Source organism: Sciscionella sediminilitoris, from assembly GCF_000737195.2.
Taxonomy (GTDB): Bacteria; Actinomycetota; Actinomycetes; order Mycobacteriales; family Pseudonocardiaceae; genus Sciscionella; species Sciscionella sediminilitoris.
The window spans coordinates 60,037-67,947 of the sequence record NZ_JALM01000043.1 but is presented as its reverse complement, the minus strand read 5'-3'; the positions used below and the strand labels follow the sequence as shown (position 1 = coordinate 67,947).

Annotated in this window: 7 protein-coding genes and 1 pseudogene; 2 read left to right on the top strand and 6 right to left on the bottom strand. The window is 66.6% G+C overall.

What is annotated here, in order from left to right; translation table 11 throughout:
- Nucleotides 1-626: pseudogene (locus tag AD72_RS19420) on the bottom strand (hypothetical protein); the annotation flags it as partial.
- Nucleotides 627-827: 201 nt separating this feature from the next.
- Here AD72_RS19420 and AD72_RS19415 point away from each other — a divergent pair.
- Together AD72_RS19415 and AD72_RS19410 are read left to right on the top strand one after the other, a co-directional pair.
- Entirely contained in the window at nucleotides 828-1,610 is a 783-nt protein-coding gene (locus tag AD72_RS19415) for a lysophospholipid acyltransferase family protein (RefSeq protein ID WP_197285018.1), read from the top strand.
- The gene (locus tag AD72_RS19410; RefSeq protein ID WP_031467948.1) at nucleotides 1,603-2,247 is read left to right on the top strand and encodes a DedA family protein; all 645 of its coding nucleotides are present in this window, start codon (nucleotides 1,603-1,605) and stop codon (nucleotides 2,245-2,247) included. Before AD72_RS19415 ends, AD72_RS19410 begins: the two co-directional genes overlap by 8 nt.
- Nucleotides 2,248-2,280: 33 nt before the next feature.
- Here the strand turns inward: AD72_RS19410 and AD72_RS19405 are convergent, their stop codons facing one another.
- From AD72_RS19405 to AD72_RS19385, 5 genes are all read right to left on the bottom strand, one after another.
- Nucleotides 2,281-3,285 (bottom strand): ABC transporter ATP-binding protein, encoded by a 1,005-nt coding sequence (locus AD72_RS19405; protein ID WP_031467947.1) that lies wholly within the window; start codon nucleotides 3,283-3,285, stop codon nucleotides 2,281-2,283.
- Nucleotides 3,278-4,279, bottom strand: a complete 1,002-nt coding sequence (locus AD72_RS19400) for an ABC transporter ATP-binding protein (protein ID WP_031467946.1) — start codon at nucleotides 4,277-4,279, stop codon at nucleotides 3,278-3,280. Before AD72_RS19400 ends, AD72_RS19405 begins: the two co-directional genes overlap by 8 nt.
- 47 nt (nucleotides 4,280-4,326) lie before the next feature.
- Nucleotides 4,327-5,247 (bottom strand): ABC transporter permease, encoded by a 921-nt coding sequence (locus AD72_RS19395; protein WP_031467945.1) that lies wholly within the window; start codon nucleotides 5,245-5,247, stop codon nucleotides 4,327-4,329.
- Nucleotides 5,240-6,166 (bottom strand): ABC transporter permease, encoded by a 927-nt coding sequence (locus AD72_RS19390; protein ID WP_031467944.1) that lies wholly within the window; start codon nucleotides 6,164-6,166, stop codon nucleotides 5,240-5,242. The genes AD72_RS19395 and AD72_RS19390 overlap by 8 nt, the downstream gene beginning before the upstream one ends.
- A gap of 103 nt (nucleotides 6,167-6,269) precedes the next feature.
- Nucleotides 6,270-7,880, bottom strand: a complete 1,611-nt coding sequence (locus tag AD72_RS19385; protein WP_037346466.1) for a peptide ABC transporter substrate-binding protein — start codon at nucleotides 7,878-7,880, stop codon at nucleotides 6,270-6,272.
- Nucleotides 7,881-7,911 lie beyond the last annotated feature (31 nt).

Here is a 7,911-nt window from a genome sequence, read left to right as displayed (position 1 = left end):
TCGTGCAGATCGCGCTCGATACGGCGGGCCTGTGCCTCGAACACATCCACCAGCCGGGCCCGGGAGCGCAGCACCTCGCCCAGCTCCGCCTCGCCGGGCGCGAGGATGGCGCGGGTCATCGCGGCCCGCGCGCCGACCCACGCGGTGAGCGCGTACGCGGCGAGCGGCAGCAGGAAAAGCCCGACCGGGAGCCCGAGGATGCGCATCGCGAGCAACAGGTCCGGCTGCCACGGCATGAACAGGCACAGCAAGGGAATCCCCAGCAGCAGGAGCCCGAGCAGCACATCGATCACGTACAACGCGAGCGCGGACGCCGCCAGGTACCCGAGTTCGCGCAGCCCCAGCCGATCGGGCCGGGGCAGGGGCACCCGATCCACCACGCGGGTACGCAGCCGCTCGGCACGGCCGCCGAACAGACAGGAGAGCAGCACCAGCAGCGCGGCAAGGCCGTAGAACAGCGGCTTGTACTCCGTGGTCCGGTCCATCGCGGTGAGCAGGGCCAGCACGGTGCCGATACCGAGCGGGACCGCGCCGAGCACGTACAACACCGCGCGCCACGGCCACGAGGAGCCGAGGAACTGCAGCGGGCGCTGGGCCACGGCCTCGAGCGCGGTGTTGACGGGCACGTGCTGCAGCGTAGCCAGAACGGCGCCGGACCCGCGGTAGAGCTAGCCATACCCCGAGTTCTCGTGGCTGGGGCAATGCGCATGAAATCGGTGCTCGGGTTGACTCACGGGCATGGTCGATCAGGGTCGGGTATCCGGGCTCATTCAGGGCGTTCCCGGACGCCGGGACACTTCGGGAACTGTGATCGTGGCGACGTGAACATGCTGCGTACCCCTCTCGCGACGCCGCGGGCCGCGGTGCCGGGCCCTTATCAGGTCAGCTCGCCGTGCGACACCGGTTGCGTGGCGCATCGCGCGCCGAAGACCGGCAGGCTGACCGCCGCGCGCCGGTTGCGCGGGGCCGCGGCCGCGCTCACCGGAACCGGTCCGGTCGGCACCCGGGCCGCCGCGCTGCTCGAGGCCCTCGAGGTCACCGTGGACACGAACGCCGCCCGGCTGAGCGTGCCCGCGGAAACCGGAACCCTCGTGGTGGCCAATCACATCTCCTGGCTGGACATTCCCGGACTGCTCGCGATCGAGCAGACCTGTCAGCTGGCCAAGGCCGAGATCGCGCAATGGCCGGTGATCGGTGAACAGGCGGCAAGGGCGGGCACGGTGTTCATCGATCGCTGGTCGATCCGCTCGCTCCCGGACGCCGTGGCCAGGCTGGCCGCGACCCTGCGGGCGGGCCGGTCGGTCCTGGTGTTCCCGGCGGCGACCACCTGGTGCCGGGCACCGGGCGGAACCTTCCGGCGAGCCGCTTTCCAGGCCGCGATCGAGGCCGGCGCGCCGGTGCGCCCGGTGCGCATCGACTATCTGCAGCGCGGGGAACCGAGCACCCTCCCGGCCTATATCGGCGAGGACAGCCTGGTGCGTTCGGTCGCGCGGGTGCTGCGGGCCGGTGAGCTGACCATGCGGGTTCGGGTCCGCCCCGAGGCTCCGCACCACGGCGAGCGGCGCGCGCTGGCCGCGGCCGCGTACGAGGCGGTGTGCGCCGATGTTTGAGCTGCTGGACACCCTGACGATGGTGCTGCGCGAGAACCTGGACCAGCCCTGGTTGTGGCTGCTGGTGTTCGGCATCGCCGCGCTGGACGCGGTGATCCCGCTTTCCCCGAGCGAGACGACCGTGGTGACCGTCGCGGTGCTGATCGGCCCGGATCCGGCGCGGCTGCTGCTGTTGTTCGCGGTCGCCGCGGGCGGGGCGCTCACCGGGGACTGCGCGAGCCACCTGATCGGGCGCCGCGCGGGTCCCGGGCTGCTGCGCAGGATGCAGCGCACCGAACGCAACCGGCGCCGCTACGAATGGGTGCGCACCCGGACGAACAAGTACACCCCGCTGCTGGTGATCGCGGGCCGCTATCTGCCCGGGTGCCGGTTCGCGACCGGGATGGCGACCGGAAGCATGCGCTACCCGTTCGGCCGGTACCTCGCCTTCGACGCGCTCGGCGCCTGCGGCTGGGCCGCCTACAGCGTGCTGATCGGCTACATCGGCGGCTCGCAGTTCGCCGATGACCCGCTCAAGGGCCTGCTGCTGGCCTACGGTCTCGCGCTGCTGCTGTGCGGCTTCGTGGAACTCGGGCGCCGGATCGCGGCGCGGCGCAGGCAGGCGGACACCGAGGTCCGGGTCGGCGAACCGGTGTGATCCGCCGCCCGGCCACGGTTGCCGGACGTGCGCTCAGCCCGCGACGACCTCGGGCTTCTCCTCGGCGAAATGGCAGGCCGAGAGGTGCCCGCTGGCCCGGACCTTGAGCTCCGGAGTCTCCTGCGCGCAGATGTCCTGTGCCTTCCAGCAGCGGGTGCGGAACCGGCAGCCGGACGGCGGATCCATCGGCGAGGGCACATCCCCGGTCAGCCGGATGACCTCGCGGTGCCCGCGCAGCGTCGGATCGGGCACCGGAACCGCGGACAGCAGCGCCTGGGTGTACGGATGCGTCGGGTGTTCGTAGATCTGGTCCTCGGTACCGATCTCGGCGATCTTGCCGAGGTACATGACCGCGACCCGGTCGCACAGGTGGCGCACCACGGACAGGTCGTGCGCGATGAACACGTAGGAGAGCCCGAATTCCTTCTGCAGGTCCCCCAGCAGGTTCATCACCTGGGCCTGGATGGACACGTCGAGCGCGGAGACCGGCTCGTCGCAGATGATCACCTTCGGGCGCAGCGCGAGCGCCCTGGCGATCCCGATGCGCTGACGCTGACCGCCGGAGAACTGGTGCGGGTACCGGTTCAGGTGCTCCGGGGAGAGCCCGACGACGTCGAGCAGTTCCCGTACCTTCTGCTCCCTGCTGCCCTTCGGCGCGACCTCGGGGTGGATCTCGAACGGTTCCCCGACGATGTCGCCGACGGTCATGCGCGGGTTCAGCGAGGTGTACGGATCCTGCAGGATGATCTGCATGTCCCGGCGCAGCGCCTTGAAGTCCTTGCCGCGCAACGAGAACATGTCCTTGCCCTGGAAGATCGCGCTGCCCGATGTTGGTTCCTCGAGCCGCATCAACACCTGCGCGAGGGTGGACTTTCCGCAACCGGACTCGCCGACGACCCCGAGCGTCTCCCCCTCGTTCAGGTCGAACGACACCCCGTCGACCGCCTTGACCTGGCCGACGATGTGCTTGAACAGCACACCCTGGCGCACCGGGAAGTGCTTGACGAGATCGGTGACCTGGAGAATGGGTTCAGCCATTGTTGATCAGCTCCGATGCGAAGTGGCAGCGGCTGGCCCGGCCCTCGCCGAGCTGGTGCAGTTCGGGCATCTCGGTGCGGCAGCGGTCCTCGGCACGGGTGCAGCGCGGGTTGAACGGGCAGCCTTCCGGGATCCGCATGAGGTTCGGCGGCAGGCCCTTGATCGTGTTGAGCTCCTGCCCCCGCACATCCAGGCGCGGGATCGACTCGAGCAGCGCCAGGGTGTACGGATGGGCCGGATTGCGGTAGAGCGAGTAGACATCCCCGGACTCCACGATCCGGCCCGCGTACATCACCGCGATCCGGTCGGCGACATCCGCGACCACCCCGAGGTCGTGGGTGATCAGGATGAGCGCCATGTTCCGTTCCCGCTGCAGTTCCCCGAGCAGGTCCATGATCTGCGCCTGCACGGTGACATCCAGGGCCGTGGTCGGCTCGTCGGCGATGAGCACCTCGGGATCGAGCGCGAGCGACATCGCGATCATCGCCCGCTGGCGCATCCCGCCGGAGAACTCGTGCGGGTACTGGGTCACCCGGCTCTGCGGGTTCGGGATCTTGACCATGTCGAGCAGTTCCACAGCCCGCTTGCGCGCGTCCTTGCGCGACATCCCGCGCCGGATGCGGAACTGCTCCTCGATCTGGAACCCGACGGTGAACACCGGGTTGAGCGCGGAGAGCGAGTCCTGGAAGATCATCGCGATCTCCTCGCCGCGCACCGCGACCCTGCGGTTCTCGGTGGCGGTGAGCAGATTCTCGCCCCGGTACCGGATTTCGCCACTGGTGACGAATCCGGGCGGGGAATCAAGGATGCCCATCACCGTCTGCGCGGTGACGCTCTTACCGGAGCCGGACTCGCCGAGCACGGCGAGCGTCTCCCCCGGGTCCACGTGGTACGAGACGCCGTTGAGCACGGTGGCCACGCCGTCCCTGGTGCGGAACTCGACGTGCAGATCGGAGACCTCGAGGGCCGGTTGGCCCTGTCCGTCCTCGGTCATGGTCGTGGCGGTGTCGCCGCCTTGCTGAATGTCGGTCACCGTGTCTCCTAGCGGCTCTTCGGGTCCATCGCGTCGCGCACCGCGTCCCCGAGCATCACGAAGCCGAGCACGGTGAACGTCACGAATCCCGCGGGGATGAGCAACATGTGCGGCGAGGTCTCGAAGTAGGTGGCCGCGTCCGAAACCATTACGCCCCAGGATACGACCGGCGGGCGCAGACCGACGCCGAGGTAGGACAGGGTCGCCTCGGCACCGATGTTCGCCCCGAGCGCGATCGTCGCGTACACCATCACCGGCGCGATCGAGTTCGGCAGCAGGTGCCGGAAGATGATCCGGGGCGTGCTCGCGCCGAGCGAACGCGCCGCCTTCACGTAGTCCTGCTGCTTGGCGGTCAGCGTGGCCGAGCGCATCAGCCGCATCGAGATCGGCCAGGACAGCACCGCGATGGACAGCACCACCTGCAGGATGATCGCCACCTGGCCGGGGCTGGACTGCGGCGGGTTCAGCGTGGTGAGCACGACGATCGCACCGAGCATGAACGGAAGGCCGAAGAAGATGTCCCCGATCCGGGAGACGATCACGTCGACCCAGCGGCCGAAGAACCCGCCGAGCACGCCGAGCAGCACGCCGACGACCACCTGGACGACCGTGGCGCCGATACCGACCAGCATCGAGGCACGGGCACCGTAGATGACCCTGGCGAAGATGTCCCTGCCCTGGGTGTCGTAGCCGAACCAGGCGTCCCCGCCCGGTGACTGGCGCGCCTTGGACAGGTCCCCGATGTTCGGATCGACGGAGGTGAACAGGCCGGGGAAGGCCATCATCACCACGATGATCAGGATGATCACGCAGGAGATGAGGAACAGCGGGTTCGTGCGCAGTTCCCGCCATGCGTCCGCACCGAGACTGCGCGATTTCTCGGCCCGGTCCGATACCCCGGGAGCGAGGGTGGCGTCTCCACTAGTCATAGCGAATCCTTGGGTCGAGAACGGCGTAGAGCAGGTCGACGATCAGGTTCATCACCAGGAACACCAGCACCAGGATCGTCACCAGGCCGACGACCTGCATGCTCTCCTTGGTTTCGATGCCCTGTTTGACGAGACCACCGATCCCCTTGATGTTGAAGACCCCCTCGGTGACGATCGCGCCACCCATGAGAGCGCCGAGGTCCTGGCCGAGGAAGGTCATCACCGGGATCGCGGAGTTGCGTAACAGATGGATCCCGATGACCCGTTTCTGCGGTTGCCCCTTCGCTATGGCGGTGCGCACGTAGTCCGCGCGCTTGTTCTCCTTGATCGAGGTTCTGGTCAGCCTTGCCACATAGGCCATGGAGAGGCTGGCGAGCACGAAGCCCGGCGCGATCAGCTCACCCCACGGCGCGTCCGAGGAGACGGTGACCGACATCCAGCCGAGGTCCATTCCGAACACGACCTGGATGATGAAGCCGGTGACGAACACCGGAAGCGAGATCAGCACCAGGGTCGAGATCATGACCAGGTTGTCCACGAAGCGCTTGCGCCCGAGGCCGGTGATGATGCCGGCGGCCAGCCCGATGACCCCTTCGAAGATCAGCGCGATGATCGCCAGCCGCAGCGTGATCGGGTACGCCTGGCCGATGAGCGTGCTGATGTCGACACCGCTGTAGGTCTGCCCGAAATCGCCCTGGAACAGCTTCCCGAGATAGAGGAAATACTGGACGAAGATGTTCTGATCGAGGTTGTACTTGTGCGTCATCTGCTCGATGTACGCCGGCGGACAAGCACGATCACCACATTTACCGGCGAACGGATCACCCGGTACGAGCCAGACGAGCACGTAAATCAGCAGTGTCGTTCCGAAGAACACCGGTATGAGCTGTAGTAGCCGTCGAATGATGTAACGGCCCATCTATCCTCTCCTCGGGGTTTTGTCGAGGCGGTGCCGCCGCCACCGGCCCCGATCCGGGCTTCCGGGGACGGCGGCACCGTCGGCTTGGTGGCCTATTGTGACCTCAGTGCTTGGCCGGCTCGAAACCGGGTACGTACGGCTTGTTGAACAAGCTGAAAGAACCCTTCGACAATTTGTCCGACCAGCCGTAGGGGACGTTGTAGAAGAACAGCGGGATCACCGGCATATCGTTCTTCAACATCTTCTCGGCATCGCTGTAGAGCTTGTTTCCGGTGTCCGAATCGGGCGCGGCGGCCGCCTCGGCCAATTTCTTGTCGAATGCCGGGTTCGAGTAATCGAACTTGTTCGCCGAACCACCGGTCCCGTACAGCTGGGTGAGGAAGTTCTCCACCGTCGGGTAATCGGCGACCCAGGTGCCACGGAACGCGCCCGGGTTCTTCTTCGCCCGGACAACCTGGTTGAACTGGCCGAAGCTGGTCTGCATGTCCAGCCGGCACTTGAGTCCGAGCGTCTTGGTGATCGAGCCGCACGCAGCCTCGATCCACTCCTTGTTGCCGCCATCGGCGTTCGAGGAGATCGAGATCTCGCCCTTGTAGCCGGACTTCGCGAGGAATTCCTTGGCCTTGGCGGGATCGTACTTGCACAGCTCGCCGCAGGCACCGGGCTGCGCCCCGTCCATCACCGGCGGCACCCAGCCGTCGGCGGGAGTGCGGGTGCCGTGGAAGATCTGCTTGGCGATCTGTTCCCGGTCGATGGCCAGGGAGAGCGCCTTGCGCAGATTCGGGTCCCGATACTGCGGGACGTATTGCGGTAGCCCAAGGTAACCGAAGGTCATCGAGTTCTTCTGCGCGTTACGGCCCTTGAGGTCCTGCTTGTACTTGCCGTCCGCGAGCGCGAGCGGGGGCAGGGTGTCGTCGAAGTCGAGGTTGCCGGAGACCAGGTCCTGGTATCCGGCCTCAGCCGTACTGTAGATGCGCGACTCGACGTTCTTGAACTTGACCTTGTTCGAGCCCTGGTAGGCGTCGTTGCGGGTCATCTTGATGTAGGTGTTCGGCCGCCGCTCGACGAACTTCATCGGGCCGTTCCCGATGGGATGATCCGCCCACTTCTCCTTGTCCGGCGCCTTGAAGAACTGGTCCGGCATCGGGAAGAAGGCTTCGTAGCCGAGCTGCTTGTCGAACGTGGAGAACGGCGCGGACAAGGTCACGGCGAACTCGTAGTCGCCCTTGACCTGGAGCCCGGACATCTTGTCCGTCTTCGGCTTCGCCTTCTCGTCCTCCGGGTGCACGTCCTCGTAGCCCTTGATGGCATGCAGATAGTTGGCGTCCACCATGGCGTTGGGCGCGTAGGCGGTGTAGTTCCACGAGTCCACGAAGTTCTTCGCCTTGACCTCGGTCCCGTCGTGGAACTTCCACCCCTTCTTGATCTTGATGTCATAGGTGGTGGGTGAGGTCTTCTGGACTGAGTCGGCCATCTGCGGAACGGGCTTCCCGGTGTCCGGGTTGTAGCTGTAGAGCCCTGTCCACATCAAATCGACGACATTGGAGCCGCCGTTCTCGTTGGTGTCACCCGGGAGTAGCGGGTTCTCCGGCTCGGTGTTGTAGAACGAGACGGAGTCATCACCCGAGCCCGCCCCGCCTCCGCCGCAGCCGGCGAGCACGAGCGCCGCCACCATCGGTAGTGCGAGCAACGCTGCATTGCGTGGATATCGCATACTTCTACCTCTTGCTCTCATCCATTGTGGA

Coding starts and splice junctions, on each gene's coding strand:
- AD72_RS19415 (WP_197285018.1), top strand. CDS start 828: ATGCTGCGTACCCCTCTCGCGACGCCGCGGGCCGCGGTGCCGGGCCCT.
- AD72_RS19410 (WP_031467948.1), top strand. CDS start 1,603: ATGTTTGAGCTGCTGGACACCCTGACGATGGTGCTGCGCGAGAACCTG.
- AD72_RS19405 (WP_031467947.1), bottom strand. CDS start 3,285: ATGGCTGAACCCATTCTCCAGGTCACCGATCTCGTCAAGCACTTCCCG.
- AD72_RS19400 (WP_031467946.1), bottom strand. CDS start 4,279: ATGACCGAGGACGGACAGGGCCAACCGGCCCTCGAGGTCTCCGATCTG.
- AD72_RS19395 (WP_031467945.1), bottom strand. CDS start 5,247: ATGACTAGTGGAGACGCCACCCTCGCTCCCGGGGTATCGGACCGGGCC.
- AD72_RS19390 (WP_031467944.1), bottom strand. CDS start 6,166: ATGGGCCGTTACATCATTCGACGGCTACTACAGCTCATACCGGTGTTC.
- AD72_RS19385 (WP_037346466.1), bottom strand. CDS start 7,880: ATGCGATATCCACGCAATGCAGCGTTGCTCGCACTACCGATGGTGGCG.